Here is a 16,109-nt window from a genome sequence, read left to right as displayed (position 1 = left end):
CATTCCAGTCTGGAATCCAGCCTTTCACGAACCCCATCAAAAATGTTGTGTTTTAACATAAGATTAGCTACTTTTATGCTCACTAACTTAGTGCCAATCAAGATTCCTGGATCCCAGTGTCTGGGCACTGGGATGACATCCTTCTTGGCGGAAATCACTCTTATATCACAACAGCTGCATAGCCTAAATTGCTTTAGCTATAGCTCTGTTTTTGCAACTTCAAATATCTGCTACTCATAGTAAACACTTCTGGATCTTGAGAGGTTAGCTTGAGTATAGCGAGTATGTTGATAAACAACAAAGCAGCAATCGAGATATCAGCAACATCCCATAGCAACCGGACTTTACCTATCGCACCAAGCGGAATGATCATGGTAAAAATTACAATCCAGATTTTAGTGTATTTATTATCCATAGACACATAGCGTATTGTCTGTTTTGAGCAAAAAAACCAAGTAAAAATAGTAGTAAAAGCAAAACAAAACATTATGGCCATAATTAAATAGTCAATATAAGGCCAATTCATTGCCTTTCTAAAAGCAAATATGCACATGTTAGTGCTCTCTAAATCAGTGACCCAAGAATCTGTGACAAGCAGTACCATTGTTGTAATAAACACTATAAACGCAACTATAAAAGGCGATATTATCGTAATTAGACTCTGCTCAATAATAAATTTATTATTATTTTTCTTAGGAACAATTGAAGAATGTACGATTCCTTCAAGGCCAAGCCCTATATCTGTTGCAAAAATACCTCGCAAAGTTCCGACTTGAATAATAGTCAACATTTCTAGAATCAAACCTAGAGATAAACCAGAGTTAAAGCTACTGGTTGTAAAAAAACTGCTTGTTATTAGTTTTAGAGAAGGAAGAATATTTTCACTAAATTTAAATAATATGATACCGCAAAGTGTGAGGTAACTTACCGTCATTATCGGTATCATAGCCGATATAAAAATTTTAATTTTTTTTAAGCTGAGAGCTGCAACAACAAAAAATATTATGGCCATTACAATGCCACCAACAACTACAGGCACATCTATCATATTAAGTGGTATTGATAGAGAATTTACCTGAACAAGGTTACCAACTGTTATTGAAACCATCATCATGATAACTAGAAAGACAATTGTGGCCTTCCTAGAGTTAAACGCATCAGTCATGTAGGCTACAGGGCCACCTATAAACCGTTCGTTCTTTTCCTTTCTGGTTTTTATACTTAGATAACAAGTGACATATTTTATCACAGAAGTGATAACAATAATTATTGCCATCCATAAAATAGAGCCCGGTCCTCCGGTTTTTAGAGCAACAGCAGTTCCTGAAATATTTCCTACTCCTAAATTTCCCCCTAAAATTGTAAACAGAGCGGCTATAGAAGAAAATTTATTTTCTCCTTTTTTAGCTCCAAGGAGTGAAAGGGCGTATGGTAATCTAAATACCTGTAGCCATTTTAGTTTAATCGATAGGTAAACACCAGCAACTAGCATGAGTAATATTGTTGGCAGTAATAAAACAAACTTTACTGTATCCATCTGTAAAAGTGAGATTTTTATTTGAGTATACAACAAAAATTGAAAATACCTAACCTATTTTCTATGTATGACTTCGTTTCCGTCATTCTAGAAACCTTTTCTTGTCATCCAAGTAGCGTGACACATAACTGTACGAACATTGTAATATGGTACAATGTTAAGACGATGTCATTCCAGTGCTTGACACTGGAATCCAGCTTTTAATGCAACCCCTCACCAAAAATATTGTGTTTTAACATAAGGTTAGCTACTTTTATACTCACCAACTTAGTGTCCAATCTGGATCCCAGTGGGCTTTGTTGCATAGCAGCAGAAAAATTAGTGATTACTGACAAAATTCATTATAAAATAGCCATTTAACCTTGAAAGAAAAAATATGCCACAAAAAATGAGGGTCAGTAACCATAGCGAATATAACAAATTTCTAGAAAAAAGAGGAAATATTTTTCATTATATCAACGAAGCCATAGAAAAGTGGTACGAGAATGGTCCAAAAATACCAGGTGGCAACAATATTTATAGCGATAAAGTTGTAATTTTGGTGCACATAATAACTTGTTTATTTAGAATAGGCCTGAGGCAAACAGTTGGGTTTATAGCAGGATACCTTGAGCAAATTGGGAAAAATTTGCAAGTTATCAGCTATTCACAATCATCAAGAAGGTTTAAGAAACTCAATATTAAGATCAATGATTGCAGAAAATAATATGGAAGATATCGAAATTGCTATAGACAGTACAGGAATTAGTATATACAACAACACTCCTGGTCATAGCAAAGAAAATAGCGAAGATAGAAAGTATCGCAGCTATGAACAGACAAGAAAATTGCATGTAATGTTGAATACAAACAGCAAAAAAGCCATAGCTGTAAAATACAGTAACGGCTGATCACTATGGAGCTTGTGATTTGCTAAAAGAAGTCGATTTTCAGTATGTCATAAAAGTACTATATGCAGATAGGACATATGACAGAGAAAAGCTCTATAAGCTGTGTAATCAATATGGTATAAAAACGAAAATTCCTCCGAAAAACAACGCAGCAGAGCATCCAAAGTTAGACTATATGGCTGAGAGAAATTCTGCAGTCAAGCTCATAAAGTCATATGATGAAGATGGTATAAAGAAGTGGAAAAAAGAGATGAGTTATGGAAAAAGATCTTATATAGAAAGTTTTTTCTCGCGACTGAAACAAACATTCGGGTTTAGTTTTAGGAATAAATCTGAGACAAATAGAGAGAAGGAACTACTTGTTAAATGCTATTTGCTCAATAAGTTCACTGATATTGGTATGGCTAAATTTGAGATAGCTTCATAAATTTATTGTGCGTTACCTACTATCCGAAGAGCGATGCAACAAAGCCATCCCAGTGTCAAGCACTGGGATGACATCTTTTTTCTTGGTACAAATTACTCTTATATCTCAATGTTCGTACAGTTAGTGCGTGACACTGGGATCTAAATTTTTTATGCGAAACCATTATGTTTATATACTTGTAGGCCCAAGTTCCTCACATAGTGAACAAAAAAGTAAATGAGATTCCAGTGTCACGCGCTGGAATGACACCTACCCCATGAGAACTCTATTTTTCATACCACTCATTTATAAGTTTATTGATATCAGAATCTATAAAATCCTTTAATGGTTGCCTGATTTTTATCTCAACATTTTTAGGGATGCACCTATCTTTACATATCGCATAATTTATATGGAAGTTAAGGTCAATATACCCTTGATTTAAAAATATATTCATCTTAAAGGGAAATAATACCATATCCTCATATACGTTACTTACAAACGTCTCTCTCCCTACTTTATCTTTATGTTCCTTTGGAATAGGCCAGTGAATATTTATATCTGATGCATTACCTTTGTAACTAATAGACGTGGGAAGGCCAAAATCTCCAGGATCTTTATAATATATGTGCCAGCCTGGTTCTACTGTAACCTTTATTGCACCTTTAAGAGTGAAGCTTGCTTCATTTATCTCGCCAATAAGTAAATCAAATTTTGCAATTTCCTCGTCAGCATATAGTTGAGCGCAAGAAAAAAATAAAAATAATATTAAATATATATATATTTTCATTAAGGTAAATTTCTCCTTTTATAGAGAAAGTGATTTAGATTTTAATTATTACATTTAATAGCATTATATAGATTATTTATTAATATAGCATTATGCTATAGCTAAACTGACTTACAACAATCTAAAAAATGACAAATTCGTCATTCCGCTACTTGTTAGCGGAATCTATGCCGAGATACCGCGAATGAATCCACAACTGTACGAACATTGTGATTTTGGCCCATAAGGAGGGTGTCATCCCAGTGCTTGACACTGGGATGACTTTGTTGCATCACACTTTATGAGATGGTGATTTATGGTAAATTCATGTAACTATCTCAAATTTAGCCATACCAATATCAGTGAATTTATTAAGCAAATAGCATTTGATTAGCAGTTCTTTTTCTCGATTTATCTCAGATTTATTCCTAAAACTAAATCCGAATATTTGCTTTAATCTTGAGAAAAACCCTTCAATATAAGATCTTTTCCCATAATTTACTTCTTTTTTCCATTCTTTCATGCCATCTTCACAGTATAATTTTATTAACCTAATAGCAGCATTCCTGTCAGACATATAATCTATTTCTGGATGTTCTGCCGCATTGTTTATTGGTGGAATTTTTGTCTTTATATCATATTCGTTACACAACTTATAAAACTTGTGCCTATCACATGCTCTATCTGCATATAGTGCTTTTATGGCATGCTGAAAATCAACTTCTTTTAGCAAATCACAAGCTCCATAGTGATCAGAGTAGACACCGTTACTGTATTTTACAGCTATGGCTTTTTTGTTGTTTATATTCAACATTACGTGCAATTTTCTCGTTTGCTCATAGCCACGATATTTTCTGTCAGTGCTATTTTCCTTGCTGTGACCAGGAGTGTTGTTGTATATACTAATTCCTGTACTGTCTATAGCAATTTCGATATCTTCCATATTATTTTTATCAATTCTGCAATCATTTATCTTAATATTAAGTTTCTTAAACCTTCTTGATGCTTGTGAATAGCTGATAACTGCCAAATCTCTTCCTATTTGTTGCAAATACCCTTTTATAAACCCGACTGTTTGTCTTAAACCAATTCTAAAGAAACTGACGATTATATGCACCAAAATCACAACTTTATCACTATAAATATAGTTGCCGCCCTGCATTTTTGGACAATTCTCGTACCAATTTTCTATGGCGTCATTGATATAACAAAAAATGCTTCCTCTTTCTTGGAGAAATTTGTTATATTGTTCGGTAGAAGCTGTAGCTTTACTCCTCTCGTTTGAGTTTTATTACTACAACTCCCCCTAAAGAACCGTGCTTGCAGATTTCCCGCACACGGCTCATCAATATTAGTTTTCACAGTCGTCCCTCTTATGCATATAAAGAAAAATGTATTTTTGGCTTTGGTAATGGATTTACTTCTACGTAGTGTACAAACTGTTCCCAGGTCATACTCTTTTTCTGACTACGCCGATTTATCCATTTAAATGCTAGCTTTCTTACTGATGTGTAAAATTGTTTCAAACACCAATAATTTCCGCTAATACCAAAGTAGTTATAGTGTCCTGTTAATTTAGCCTTCAGTACTTGCCACCAATCTTTAAGTCGAATACTTCCGCGGACTATTTTCAACCACTCCTTGATTTCTTTTAGTTTTCTGGCTAGATTTAACTTAGAGGTTTTATGTCCCATCATTAATCTACCACGACGACTTTTTGCACCATAGTGCGTAAACCCCAGAAAATTGAAACTTTCCGTCCTTCGTTTCTCTCTTATCGCTCGTTGCCACTCCCTCTTGCCAAACTTTACTACTCTGGTCTTGTTTTCAGATACTTCCAACCCAAATTTATTTAGCCTTTGTTTCAGTAATTCCAGAAATTCTTCCGCGTCTACCTTACTTTCGCAACAAACCACAAAATCATCGCAAAACCTTATTACTTGTATATATCCTCTGGATCTTGGTTTAAATTTCTTTTCTATCCATAAATCCAACACATAATGTAAGTATATATTTGCTAATACAGGACTTACTATACCGCCTTGTGGTGTACCTTGTTTTGTTGCTTCATAATTTCCAGCTTCGACTATCCCTGCCTTGAGAAACCGCTTTACTAACCACAGCAAATTTGGGTCAGTTATTCGTTCCCTTAGACACCTCATTAGCCATTTATGCTGTATATTATCGTAGAACTTCTTGATATCCACTTCTACAATGTAGTTTATTGGCTTGTACATAACTGCTTTATCTAGTGCATTTACCGCTTGATGACAGTTTCTTCCTGGTCGAAATCCATATGAGCTGTCCAGAAAGTTTGCCTCGTAAATATTTTCTAATATCTTCTTCAGCATAATCTGTACTAATTTATCCTCGGTCGATGGTATTCCGAGTCCGCGTTTCTCTTTACTTCCAGCTTTCGGTATATATACCCTCTTTACTGGTTGTGGTTGATATTGCTTCCTCTTCATACTTTCTACTAGCACTTCGAGTTTCTCATTCAGATTTTCTCCGTATGATTCCACTGTTATCTGGTCTACTCCACAAGCCTTGTTACGCTTCAGTTCTTTATAACATCTCGCAAGATTCTCTGTATTTATCAGATGGACTAACGATGTGAATTTTAGTCGCTTATCTTGCTTTGCTCTTACTGCTATCTGGTTTAGTTTATATCGCATGTTATTCCTACCTCCGTTGTATTGGCATAGCAATCCCTATTCCAGTTACTATATTGCTGATCGCTTCCCCTTGTACGTGGCTTTCCCACATTCTGAGTACTATCAATCAGTCCGACTTCCCCTGCATCTTCCGCTAGTTCTTGCCTTTGTTGACTTGTTCCAACGTACCTTAATAGGAATGCATGGGATCTCCCAAGTTCACTTGAAGTCCATTTCAATACATGGCACGGTCTCAGATCCCGATAGAGTGAGTGATAACTTGCCTTTACGTTATCCTTCATGCTGTCTTCCATGGCCATGAACATGTCGACCTCTATGTCTTCAGGTATTTCGGGACTCCACTCCTTCACTTCCGTTGTGCCCTGCATTGTCCATCCCACTAGCTCTATTACACTCGTTACCTCATGCAACATAGTGGTCTGTTCCAAACTGTTGGCTAGACCATACGCGTCAAGTTAAGGAAATAAAGGTATGAAAGAGATAGAATAATAAGGTATAAGTTCTCCCAGATATACTTTTAGTGAGAGAACCAATGAATAAAATAACTTGCTTATCAAAAAAGCTCAAAGAATTTTTTAATGAAAAAGCAGAGAAAATCTCAATTACAACAAGGTTTATAAAAAGAAAGAGAAAGCTAAAAGGTTCATCATTCGTAAAAGCCATGGTCTTGGGTAATATAGGAGTTGATAATTGTAGCGTAGAAACAATGTGTCAATTACTAAACGAGGACTCGATAGATATAACAAAACAAGGTTTGGATTTTAGATTTACTGAAGAAGCAGTGGAATTTATGAAAAGGATGTATAATGAATCTGTGGTTCTCTTTAAAAATATCTTGCAAGTTGATTGCAAAATCTTACAGCAATTTAATAGTGTTAAATTATTGGACAGTAGCTATATTACTCTACCTAACAGTATGGAAGAGATGTATAAAGGTTATGGTACTAGCTACAGTGGCTATGAAAGCAATACTAAGTCTGGAATAAAGTTACAATTAGTTTTCGATTACATGAATCAGATAATAGACCAACTTAATTTAACGGAGGGAATAAGATCAGACCAGGGATATAGGAAACATTTAAGTAATATATCAAGCAATGATTTGCTAATATCTGATCTCGGTTATTTTGTGCCAAGTTCTTTTAAACAAATCAATGAAATAGGAGCTTATTTCATAAGTCGTTATAAATCCGATACCAACGTATATGATGTAGAAACAAATCAAAAAATGGAGTTATTAGAATGTTTAGAGGATAAGTTATTTTTAGAAAACGAGGTATTGTTAGGAAAAGAAGCAAAAATTAGAGTAAGAATTATATGTCAGAAACTAACTGAAGAACAGTCTATAGCCAGAAGAAGGAAAGCTAATAGATTAGCAAGATCGCAGGGATATACATCCTCTAAAAGAAATCAAAAATTGTTGAACTGGTCAATATTTATAACTAATGTTCCAGAAAATAAAATTAGTGCTGAGCAAGTATTAACGATTTACAGAGTAAGGTGGCAAATTGAGTTATTATTTAAATTGTATAAAAGCCATATCAGACTTGATAAGCTAAAAGGAAAGCCATGCAGAGTATTATGTGAACTATATGCTAAATTGTGCGCAATTCTTATATTTCACGGCATAGTTGGTTGCACAGAAGTGAAAAAGAATACAGAACTTAGCTTAACAAAGGCATTTATTGAGCTAAAAAGACGGGTTAGAGAGTTATTTTTAGTATTAACCAAGATTAATAGTTTAAAAGTATTTCTTAAAAAACTCACTATAACTTGGTCGCGATTTTCATTAAAAGACAAACGTAGAAGGGCTAGAGTATCCACTTTAACCTCTCTAAATTTGCTCACAATCTCTTAACTTGACGCGTATGGTTGGCTAGACTTTGTTTGTGTTGGATTTTCACCAACTGTTCTCCAAGCACTTCTTGGCGCACCCTTGACAAACCTCGCCAGCGCCCTTATCATGAAACTGAAGCTATTTATTTATCTTCTCTGTACAGATTAAATGACAAAAAAACTCAACGTATCTGGCGTCTCATGTTTAATTTTTTGCACTATGTGCACCTTATGTCTTTATCAAATTTCCGGGTTTTGACCTACACAAGCTGAAATACGCTTATAAAGCATTTAAAACATTAAAAAACGCCAACTTAAAAAATGGATAGTGAATAACTAGCTACCCTAGGGTTTCTTTTACCTTTTTTTCTGTTTAGTAAATTTCTTAACGTTTATAATTTAGATTAGTTGCGGCTTAAAAGCAGCTAAATCGCGGTTATTAAGTGTTTAGAATAAAAAAACGCCATACTTGAAAGTATAATGTAAGTAATTAGCCAACCACGGGGCTTCTTTTGCCTTTTTTTTCGTTTGGTAAATTTCTTAATATTTATACAGAAGGTGTCATTCCAGTGCTTGACACTGGAATCCAGCTCTTATTATACAGCTATCTGGTGTACTTATTTAAAATTAAGTTTTCTGGATCTCAGTGCCAAAGCACTGGGATGACACCCTTCCTGGCGGAGATTATTCTCAAATCACAATGTTCGTACAGTTGTGGAATGAATTGCGGTATGACGTAGGAAAACCTTAGCTATAGCTTTAGAACTCCCAAAAGGTCAGAAGCATTGAATGACTTGACAGAAAGTTCAAACCCATATAAAATGTCCTTATTTCTTATATGTTAGATGTAGTATCAATTGCCTCAGATCATGCTGGTTATGAATTAAAATCAGAAATAAAACCTTACCTGGAAGCCCTAGGTTACAGAGTAGTAGATCAAGGCTGCACTGCTAAGCAAAAGTGTGTAGATTACCCAAACTATGCTGTTAAAGTTGTAGAAGATATAACAAGCAAAAAAGCAAATTATGGGATATTAATTTGTGGTACAGGTTTGGGCATGAGTACTGTGGCAAATCGTTTTGAAGGAATCTACGCTGCTTTATGTAACAGTGTTGAGATCGCAAAATTAGCTCGCGAGCATGGCAACGCAAATGTACTGTGTCTTGGTGCAGGGTTTACTGCGAGTGGATTAGCAAAAGACATAGTCAAACAATTCCTCGAAACAGAATTTTCAAAAGAAAGCAGACATAAAAAACGCCTTGATAAACTCAGCAATATAACCTCTAAGAAAAAAAAAACAAAAACTTATAACGAAGATGAAATATCAAAATTCGCTAAAATGGCAGGCCAGTGGTGGGATGAGAACGGCAAATTCAAACCATTGCACATAATGAATCCTGTTAGAGTATCTTACATTATTGAGAAAATAAAAGAGTTAAAAAAATGCAATTTGAAAGAATTATCATTGCTTGATGTTGGATGCGGTGGTGGCATTTTGTCAGAGTCAATGGCACGCGTTGGCATTAACGTTGTGGGAATAGATGTATGTGAAGAAAACATAAAAGTAGCGCATTCACATGCAAAAAAAGTAGGGTTAAATATAGAATATATACACACCAGCATTGAAGAGCTAAGCAATGACAAGAAGTACGACGTGGTTCTGTTGATGGAAGTAGTTGAACATGTGGATAATTTAGAGCTTTTCATGAAAAAAGCGATAGAACTGCTAAAACCGAATGGGCTGATATTTATATCCACAATAAATAGAACTATCAAATCCTTCTGCCTTGCAATAATTGGTGCAGAGTACATATTAAATTGGCTGCCAAAAGGTACACATAACTGGAATAAATTTCTCAAGCCGTCAGAAATTGCAAATCACTTAAGAGAAAATAATGTAACGCTGCAAAACATGGCTGGCATGGAGTACAACGTAATAAAGCGTGAGTGGAATCTAACTAAAGGCGTGGATGTTAATTATATACTCTGCGGTTTGTTAGATTTAACTCTATAAAAGCACCATTTTCACTTCCAATACTTTGAAGGATCTTGGCCAGCTTTTATACAGTAGCCTTTATTAGTTAGCGCCCAACCGGAACGACAAGCATAACCTGTACCTACACGTTCATATCCAGGAGCAGCAACACACTTTCCATTCTCCAAGGTTTGACCTTTAAAAAGACAACAAACTTCTTTTTCTGTTACCTTTGTTACAATTTGAGGAGCACCAAAAAACACAGCAACAAACATACCCAGTGCGAAAAGTGCAGGCCAAGGCATTCTGCCAAATATTGCAAGTAAGCTTGAACCAATTATTACCACTGTAATCATTGGTCCACCTATTCCATGAACGTAACCTATTACATTACACATTACATCTGTTGCTCCATCAGCGTGTGCATCAAATGCATAGAAAACTATAAATAGAATTACAAGAAAATTTCTCATTGTTCTTTCAATAATCATGCCTGATTGTTTCTTATTTTAATAAAATTTCAGTAAATAGCTTTTTTCAAAAATTATGCTTAACCCAATCAATATTTATTTATTACTGCCTTTTTAATACTATAATTAACTCAGTTGATTTTTATCAAAATGCTAAACCATGGAACAATTCGAGAACTTTTACATCACCACGCCAGTATATTACGTAAACGATAAGCCGCATATTGGTCATGCATACACTTCTCTCTTGTGTGACGTGGTGGCAAGGTTCATGAAACTAGCTGGGAAAAATGTCAAATTTACCACCGGTACAGATGAACATGGACAAAAAATAGAAAAAGCAGCTAAAGCAAAGGAAATGCAGCCAAAAGAATTTACAGATGAAGTGAGCGTTTCATTTAAAGAATTGGCTAAGTTCATGAATTTTGAGTATGACGATTTTATTCGCACTACGGAGGAACGTCACAAAAAAGCAGTTATAGCTTTATGGAATAGACTTGAAGAGAGAGGGCAAATATATTTGGATTCCTATTCGGGTTGGTATTCAGTTCGTGATGAAGCATTTTATCAGGAATCAGAGCTGATAGATGGCAAAGCACCAACAGGCGCAGAAGTTCAGTGGATAAAAGAAGAGAGCTACTTTTTTCGCTTGTCAAACTGGCAAGACAAATTACTGGAACTCTATAAAAATCAGCCAAGTTTTATCTTTCCTGAGAGCAGAAGAAATGAAGTGATATCGTTTGTAAGATCAGGGCTCATTGACCTCTCAATCTCTCGCACTAGTTTTAACTGGGGAATAAAAGTACCAGGTAATGACAAACACGTAATCTATGTCTGGATAGATGCATTAACCAATTATCTTACATCAATAGGTTTCCCTAGTACTGAAGGTGAGGAATATAAGAGGTTTTGGGCAGAACCAGAAACACAGATTCCAGTGTCAAGCACTGGAATGACACCAAACCAAGGGAAAACGCAGATTCCAGTGTCAAGCGCTGCAAACCTAGCTGACAACTCTTTCAACGTTCATGTAATCGGTAAAGACATATTGCGCTTTCATGCTGTATATTGGCCAGCGATTCTCCTTGCAGCAGACCTACCACTGCCAAAACAAATTGCAGTTCATGGTTGGTGGTTGAACGAGGGAGAGAAAATATCCAAGTCCCTTGGTAATGTCATAGATCCAATTGGCCTCGCTCAAGAGTTTGGTGTTGATCAGCTACGCTATTTTCTCCTCAGGGAAGCAAGCTTCGGCCAAGATGGCAACTTTAGTAAGAAAAATATGATCAGCCGGATAAATTCAGAACTGGCAAACAACATAGGCAATTTAGTGCAAAGAACAATTTCATTTTTACACAAGCAATGTTCTGGAATTGTACCAACAATCGATCAAAGCCTACTTAAAGGTGAAGAAAGTCTTCCAGGTTGCAAAGCTATACTCGATCAAGTGATGAATCACCTATCAAAGTATGAATTTAACTATATCATACTTCTAATCATCAACATCTCTTCTGAAGCAAATGCCTACATAGACAAAAGTGCACCCTGGACACTAAGCAAAACTGACAGAGAGCGCATGAATTTAGTAATTTACAAGTTACTGGAATATATCAGGATAATAGGCATTTTATTGCAGCCAATCGTTCCCAAGTCAGCAGAGATGATACTAAATCAACTGCAAATTCCGAAAGAACAACGAGATTTAAAATCTTTGTGCGACGCGTGCGTAAGTTCAGGCATAACATTGCCTAAACCTACGCCGGTTTTTTTTAGGGTTGATGCTAAAGAGGAGAAATAGTGTAAAAACTATTTCTCCTGGATGAGATTATCTTTAGTTAACGACGGTGCACAACGCTGTCTACATATTCAAGTTAGGTGCAAGTGCCTTAGTTATTTTAGCAAGATATGGTTTAGTAACATCAGCACCTATCACTACTACTTCAGTCATTGCCGACTTAGCCTTTCCTAGGCTCCATGCAAACCAGCCTTGACCATTTTCTTCTTTAGTTGGCTGACTTTCTGGACTAGAAATCTCAGTACCTTTTTCATCACCAGATTCTGCATCATAAAATACATCCTGATCCTCAGAAAGACTCATTAAATAACTTTTAGCAGCATCAACATTTAAATGATCAGGTTGCTTAGGAACGTTATCAATATTTAAATAATCCAAACTATTAGCTCGTTGCTTTTGCTCACTGGAAAGAACCTCAAGATTTAAATAATCCAAACGAGTTAGTTCTTGCATGCTAGGTTTAGATCCATCTTCACGCTTAAACTGCTCTTCCGGACTAGAAACCTTAGTACCATAAATCCTACTGTACAAGCTGCTTCCAACGCTGTTAAGTGCTCCTCTTACAGATGCAATTGACGCATCATAAGTATTTTTCAAGCCACCTCCAATACCACTAAGTGTTCCTTTTGTAGACTCAGTTGATGGCACATAATTATCGTAAGCATATTTGCCAGAATACAAGACACCATTAACTGCTTCTTTTGCAAACCAAACAGCGCTATTAACTGTTCCTTTTGCAAGCTGAACAGTGCCATCAGCAATTGCCACTTTTAATTTGTCTTCTTCTATCTTTTTATTTTTTTCAGCTAGTTGAGTTTTTTGCTCAGAATTTTTCTGCTTTTGAGTGCGTACTTGATCTTTTAACTTAGAATTTTCTTCCTCTTGAGCTTCTACTTTATTTTTTAACTTAGAATTTTCTTCCTCTTTAGCTTTTACTTCCGCTTCTTTTTTAGCTAGTTGAGTTTTTTGCCCAGAAATTGTTTGCTCTTGAGCTTTCATTTTATTTTTTAACTCAGAATTTGTTTTGTTCTCACTAATTGCTTTATACGAAAGTGCAATAGTTACAACAGAAAACACAGCATAACCAATAATAAATGGCAAGCCAACACTTAATGCTGCAACTGGAGCTAAGAAACCAATATAAGGAGCTGCAGCAAACACTTCAGATGCTAATAAAGTTGCAGTAGCCAGAGCACCAGCTATAAGATAGGGTACATTGTTTTTATTCATCATCTCACGTATTATAAAATATAATACCATTATAAAAGGATTTTTAAGAAATTGTCAAGCTATCTTTACATAAAAAAATAATCAATGAACTTGGGAACAAGAAGATTGCTGCCAAGCTATGAACTATGCCTTTCCGTGTAATCTTTAAATGCACCTCTGTTAGAGTCAAAATATAGCTTCACACTGCCAATTGGTCCATTTCTCTGCTTTGCAATAATGAGCTCTGCAATGTTTCTAATTTTTTCCATTTTCTCTTGCCATTCCCGATGTTTATTGTTTCCTTCATTTGGCTGTTTTCTTAGTTCATAATACTCTTCTCTATAGAGAAACATTACTATATCTGCGTCTTGCTCTATGCTCCCTGAATCACGTAAATCAGAAAGTTGTGGTTTTTTATCATCCCTCTGCTCAACAGAACGAGAGAGCTGAGATAGTGCAACAATGGGAATATTTAGCTCCTTTGCAATTGCTTTCAAACCCTGCGTCACTTCCGAGATTTCTTGCACTCTATTTTCATTACTCCTTTTTGTTGTTCCTCTGATTAGCTGCAAATAATCAATGAATACCACTTCTACATTATATAATTGATACAGCAAGCGTATTCTGGTGCGAAGGGCACTAATTGATAGCGCAGGGGTGTCATCTATGATGAAAGGCAGTTCAGATAATTCTGTACTAGTATTGATAAATTCATGCAATTCAAAATCACTAATTCTCCCGGTTAATGCCTTATAATAACTAATTCCTGAATCTATAGTGATCAGCCTTGCAGTTAATTGCTCTGCTGACATTTCAAGCGAGAAAAACGCTACATAGTGTTGCTTATCTGCTCTTTTTTGCAACATCTTACAAGCATTAAGTGCGATGTTTAGCGCCAATGCTGTTTTACCCATAGAAGGCCTTGCAGCTAAAATTAATAAATCAGATTTTTGTAGACCACCAAGAAGCTGATTTAGATCTTGAAGTCCGGTTGTAACGCCTAGCGCTTCTGGATTATTTTTCAGTGTGCTGATCTTCTCAACTACATCTTTAATTGAACTTGCAAGTTTTATATATGTTTTCTCACCTTGTTTTTTTACTGCCAAATTGAACAATTTTGTCATTGCTTGTTCAATTTGCGCCTGTGCAGGATTTTCAATATCGTAGTTGTAGCTATCACCAACTATTTCTTGCCCGAGCTTGATTAAACATCTCCTTAAGTAAGTATCACGGATTATTCTAGTCAAACTATAAATATCAAGTGCAATACTTGCCTTCGCTGCAAGCTTTGCTAAGTACTCTACCCCGCCACACTCGGTAAACGCTTGGTCGTTCTCAAAAAACATTTTGAGGCTCAGTTCATTGGCAACTATACCGTGTTTCCTGGTTTTGGATATTTGCGTAAAGATACTCTGATGTAATGGATCATAGAAATTCTCTGCCGTAATTGTATCTTCAACCGCATCACAGATTCTATTATCACGAATCATTGCACCAATAAGCATCTGTTCAGCTTCTAGATTATGCGGTAATTTACATATTTCCTTGTCTACACTTCTTGAACCCAAGAGACTAGCTAATTCATTCATTTTAAGTTTTGAGAGTAACTGTTGATTATTGTAGAATATTTAGTCCTCATTTGAAAGATGTAAAGGCAAAAAAATTTGACTAATTCCGTGTTGCCTATAGCATTAAAACTTAATGCCCCTGTGGTGGAATGGTAGACACGGCAGACTCAAAATCTGTTGCTTGCAAAAGCATGCTGGTTCAAGTCCGGCCAGGGGCACGTTAAATATTGGAAAGTGTATATATGTTACATAAATTTTTTGATCGTTTATTTTCTATTTTTTCTTCTATAAATGTTATTCAAAAGGTAAAGAAAGATGAAAATGGAATATGTTATGTAACGGGCCTCAGGCGCTATATATCAGTATTGCTTGATTTAATTATTATCGCTTTGTTCTTGCAGTTTTGCAGCCAAGCCTTTAATCAGCTCTTTACAAACTCAGAGGATAGCAAAATATTAAGTCAAATTGATGCAAAATCCCCAATGCAAGCACCACTGTCTGCGGAAGAAAAGACAACGCAGAGTAGACTTATAAAATTACTAATCCTAAATCAAATAGTCCAGTTTATTATGCTCTTTTGCTATGTAATATATATGTGGGTAAAGTTTGCTACTACACCTGGAAAACTATTATTTGGGCTTAGAGTTGTGGATGCACAAACTTTCGAAAAGATGACCCTAAAACAAGCAACAAAGAGATTTTTTTCCTTTATATTGTCAGTTGCACCATTGTTCTTGGGCTTTTTATGGTCAAATTTCAACAAACGCTGTCAAACTTGGCACGATAAGATCGCAGGCACAGTGGTTGTCACGAGTAAAAGCCTTAGAAGGCAGAGCTAAAAACTACTTGACACCCTTCGCCAGCCCCTTTATCATGATACTGAAGGTATTCATTTATCTTCAATCTGTGCAGATTAAACGACAACAGTATTACGTATTAGCGTCTTATTTTTAATTTTTTGCACTATGTGCATGCACTG

At 35.7% G+C, this 16,109-nt stretch carries 17 protein-coding genes and 1 tRNA gene; 9 read left to right on the top strand and 9 right to left on the bottom strand.

Annotation, left to right across the window (positions count from 1 at the left end; all coding sequences use genetic code 11):
• Window positions 1-193: 193 nt before the first annotated feature.
• Window positions 194-1,537 (bottom strand): alanine:cation symporter family protein, encoded by a 1,344-nt coding sequence (locus AAGD84_RS04970; protein ID WP_038198671.1) that lies wholly within the window; start codon window positions 1,535-1,537, stop codon window positions 194-196.
• A 21-nt stretch (window positions 1,538-1,558) separates the two neighbouring features.
• Between AAGD84_RS04970 and AAGD84_RS04965 the strand changes: the two genes are divergently transcribed.
• The 4 genes from AAGD84_RS04965 to AAGD84_RS04950 all read left to right on the top strand — a co-directional run bounded on the left by AAGD84_RS04965 (window position 1,559) and on the right by AAGD84_RS04950 (window position 2,854).
• Entirely contained in the window at window positions 1,559-1,741 is a 183-nt protein-coding gene (locus AAGD84_RS04965) for a hypothetical protein (RefSeq protein ID WP_174515886.1), read from the top strand.
• Between the two features lie 172 nt (window positions 1,742-1,913).
• Window positions 1,914-2,243, top strand: a complete 330-nt coding sequence (locus AAGD84_RS04960) for a transposase (protein ID WP_007548762.1) — start codon at window positions 1,914-1,916, stop codon at window positions 2,241-2,243.
• On the top strand, window positions 2,227-2,427 hold the full coding sequence (locus AAGD84_RS04955; protein ID WP_010082383.1) for a hypothetical protein: 201 nt from the start codon (window positions 2,227-2,229) through the stop codon (window positions 2,425-2,427). The genes AAGD84_RS04960 and AAGD84_RS04955 overlap by 17 nt, the downstream gene beginning before the upstream one ends.
• A 19-nt stretch (window positions 2,428-2,446) precedes the next feature.
• Entirely contained in the window at window positions 2,447-2,854 is a 408-nt protein-coding gene (locus tag AAGD84_RS04950; RefSeq protein WP_341817889.1) for a transposase, read from the top strand.
• Between the two features lie 265 nt (window positions 2,855-3,119).
• Here AAGD84_RS04950 and AAGD84_RS04945 read toward each other — a convergent pair whose 3' ends face one another.
• The 5 genes from AAGD84_RS04945 to AAGD84_RS04925 form a co-directional block, all read right to left on the bottom strand.
• Entirely contained in the window at window positions 3,120-3,623 is a 504-nt protein-coding gene (locus AAGD84_RS04945; RefSeq protein WP_015589109.1) for a protein-disulfide reductase DsbD domain-containing protein, read from the bottom strand.
• Window positions 3,624-3,927: 304 nt separating this feature from the next.
• On the bottom strand, window positions 3,928-4,794 hold the full coding sequence (locus AAGD84_RS04940) for an IS5 family transposase (RefSeq protein WP_341818166.1): 867 nt from the start codon (window positions 4,792-4,794) through the stop codon (window positions 3,928-3,930).
• On the bottom strand, window positions 4,791-4,964 hold the full coding sequence (locus tag AAGD84_RS04935) for a hypothetical protein (protein WP_264723325.1): 174 nt from the start codon (window positions 4,962-4,964) through the stop codon (window positions 4,791-4,793). The genes AAGD84_RS04940 and AAGD84_RS04935 overlap by 4 nt, the downstream gene beginning before the upstream one ends.
• Before the next feature lie 11 nt (window positions 4,965-4,975).
• Window positions 4,976-6,277 carry a group II intron reverse transcriptase/maturase gene (ltrA, locus tag AAGD84_RS04930; protein ID WP_338476458.1) on the bottom strand — a complete coding sequence of 434 codons (1,302 nt, stop codon included), beginning with the start codon at window positions 6,275-6,277 and terminating at the stop codon, window positions 4,976-4,978.
• Window positions 6,262-6,705, bottom strand: a complete 444-nt coding sequence (locus AAGD84_RS04925) for a hypothetical protein (protein ID WP_341810171.1) — start codon at window positions 6,703-6,705, stop codon at window positions 6,262-6,264. The genes ltrA and AAGD84_RS04925 overlap by 16 nt, the downstream gene beginning before the upstream one ends.
• Window positions 6,706-6,809: 104 nt before the next feature.
• Between AAGD84_RS04925 and AAGD84_RS04920 the strand changes: the two genes are divergently transcribed.
• Together AAGD84_RS04920 and ubiG are read left to right on the top strand one after the other, a co-directional pair.
• Window positions 6,810-8,135 (top strand): IS4 family transposase, encoded by a 1,326-nt coding sequence (locus AAGD84_RS04920; RefSeq protein WP_341817859.1) that lies wholly within the window; start codon window positions 6,810-6,812, stop codon window positions 8,133-8,135.
• An 816-nt stretch (window positions 8,136-8,951) separates the two neighbouring features.
• Entirely contained in the window at window positions 8,952-10,127 is a 1,176-nt protein-coding gene (gene ubiG / locus AAGD84_RS04915) for a bifunctional 2-polyprenyl-6-hydroxyphenol methylase/3-demethylubiquinol 3-O-methyltransferase UbiG (protein ID WP_264723381.1), read from the top strand.
• Between the two features lie 11 nt (window positions 10,128-10,138).
• Here ubiG and AAGD84_RS04910 read toward each other — a convergent pair whose 3' ends face one another.
• Window positions 10,139-10,579, bottom strand: coding sequence for a TrbC/VirB2 family protein (locus AAGD84_RS04910; RefSeq protein WP_010082521.1), 441 nt, complete (start codon window positions 10,577-10,579; stop codon window positions 10,139-10,141).
• Window positions 10,580-10,718: 139 nt separating this feature from the next.
• On the opposite strand from AAGD84_RS04910, the gene metG reads away from it, so the two are divergent.
• Complete coding sequence (metG, locus tag AAGD84_RS04905) at window positions 10,719-12,356, top strand: methionine--tRNA ligase (protein ID WP_341817888.1); 1,638 nt, start codon at window positions 10,719-10,721, stop codon at window positions 12,354-12,356.
• 60 nt (window positions 12,357-12,416) lie between these two features.
• Here the strand turns inward: metG and AAGD84_RS04900 are convergent, their stop codons facing one another.
• Both AAGD84_RS04900 and AAGD84_RS04895 read right to left on the bottom strand, forming a co-directional pair.
• Window positions 12,417-13,583, bottom strand: a complete 1,167-nt coding sequence (locus AAGD84_RS04900; protein WP_264723379.1) for a hypothetical protein — start codon at window positions 13,581-13,583, stop codon at window positions 12,417-12,419.
• Between the two features lie 116 nt (window positions 13,584-13,699).
• Complete coding sequence (locus AAGD84_RS04895) at window positions 13,700-15,151, bottom strand: replicative DNA helicase (protein ID WP_182320382.1); 1,452 nt, start codon at window positions 15,149-15,151, stop codon at window positions 13,700-13,702.
• Between the two features lie 114 nt (window positions 15,152-15,265).
• Here AAGD84_RS04895 and AAGD84_RS04890 point away from each other — a divergent pair.
• Window positions 15,266-15,348, top strand: a tRNA-Leu gene (locus AAGD84_RS04890).
• Between the two features lie 24 nt (window positions 15,349-15,372).
• The gene (locus AAGD84_RS04885; protein ID WP_341817886.1) at window positions 15,373-15,969 is read left to right on the top strand and encodes an RDD family protein; all 597 of its coding nucleotides are present in this window, start codon (window positions 15,373-15,375) and stop codon (window positions 15,967-15,969) included.
• Window positions 15,970-16,109 lie beyond the last annotated feature (140 nt).

It is taken from the genome of Wolbachia endosymbiont (group A) of Andrena fulva (assembly GCF_964026815.1).
Lineage (GTDB): Bacteria > Pseudomonadota > Alphaproteobacteria > Rickettsiales > Anaplasmataceae > Wolbachia > Wolbachia pipientis.
Note: the sequence above shows the minus strand (reverse complement) of the source record. Positions and strands in the feature narration are given on the sequence as shown.

What these genes read in the sequence shown, in the direction of transcription:
- AAGD84_RS04970 (WP_038198671.1), bottom strand. Translation starts at nt 1,537, where the DNA reads ATGGATACAGTAAAGTTTGTTTTATTACTGCCAACAATATTACTCATG.
- AAGD84_RS04960 (WP_007548762.1), top strand. Translation starts at nt 1,914, where the DNA reads ATGCCACAAAAAATGAGGGTCAGTAACCATAGCGAATATAACAAATTT.
- AAGD84_RS04955 (WP_010082383.1), top strand. Translation starts at nt 2,227, where the DNA reads ATGATTGCAGAAAATAATATGGAAGATATCGAAATTGCTATAGACAGT.
- AAGD84_RS04945 (WP_015589109.1), bottom strand. Translation starts at nt 3,623, where the DNA reads ATGAAAATATATATATATTTAATATTATTTTTATTTTTTTCTTGCGCT.
- ltrA (WP_338476458.1), bottom strand. Translation starts at nt 6,277, where the DNA reads ATGCGATATAAACTAAACCAGATAGCAGTAAGAGCAAAGCAAGATAAG.
- AAGD84_RS04920 (WP_341817859.1), top strand. Translation starts at nt 6,810, where the DNA reads ATGAATAAAATAACTTGCTTATCAAAAAAGCTCAAAGAATTTTTTAAT.
- ubiG (WP_264723381.1), top strand. Translation starts at nt 8,952, where the DNA reads ATGTTAGATGTAGTATCAATTGCCTCAGATCATGCTGGTTATGAATTA.
- AAGD84_RS04910 (WP_010082521.1), bottom strand. Translation starts at nt 10,579, where the DNA reads ATGATTATTGAAAGAACAATGAGAAATTTTCTTGTAATTCTATTTATA.
- metG (WP_341817888.1), top strand. Translation starts at nt 10,719, where the DNA reads ATGGAACAATTCGAGAACTTTTACATCACCACGCCAGTATATTACGTA.
- AAGD84_RS04900 (WP_264723379.1), bottom strand. Translation starts at nt 13,583, where the DNA reads ATGAATAAAAACAATGTACCCTATCTTATAGCTGGTGCTCTGGCTACT.
- AAGD84_RS04895 (WP_182320382.1), bottom strand. Translation starts at nt 15,151, where the DNA reads ATGAATGAATTAGCTAGTCTCTTGGGTTCAAGAAGTGTAGACAAGGAA.
- AAGD84_RS04885 (WP_341817886.1), top strand. Translation starts at nt 15,373, where the DNA reads ATGTTACATAAATTTTTTGATCGTTTATTTTCTATTTTTTCTTCTATA.